We start from the raw sequence: 443 nt of genomic DNA, 5'->3' as shown, positions 1-443 counted from the left end.
CGCAGTTTTTCATATTTCCTATTTTTTTTTGGCTTTTTGTCCCTCTGACTAAGAGCGCAGTTTCGAGAAATGACATAAACCGTACTTCGTGTGGTATTATTTCATTGTCTCAAACCGCGTTGGGGAAACCCCAAACCCCCCAAAACCGAGGTGCAAAAATGGCAATATTCAGAGCCGAAACCAAATCGCTCAGTCGTGGAAAAGGGCATAATTTAGCGGCGGCGATCTCATATCGTGCCGGTATAAAACTGACCGACAACAATAAAATAAACCCCGACGCTAGGTCTTACGATTACACCAAAAAAACCGATGTGGTTCACAGCCAGATAATGCTTCCTAATCAGTTGCGTGAGCAGTTGAAAGCGCGTGGTATCGAATTGGACTTTCAGAGTATCGCTGATTTGGTTGAGAGGGGAGAAACCACCAAGCGCGGTAAGATGAAA

Annotated in this window: 1 protein-coding gene; it reads left to right on the top strand. The window is 44.7% G+C overall.

Annotated elements, in window-relative coordinates; all coding sequences use genetic code 11:
* Positions 1-158: 158 nt before the first annotated feature.
* Positions 159-443: MobA/MobL family protein (locus EI164_RS16720; RefSeq protein WP_413038471.1), on the top strand; the 285-nt coding region annotated here is incomplete at its 3' end.

The organism is Psychrobacter sp. FME13, assembly GCF_014861395.1.
Classification (GTDB): Bacteria; Pseudomonadota; Gammaproteobacteria; order Pseudomonadales; family Moraxellaceae; genus Psychrobacter.
This window is presented reverse-complemented; position numbering and strand designations above follow the sequence as displayed.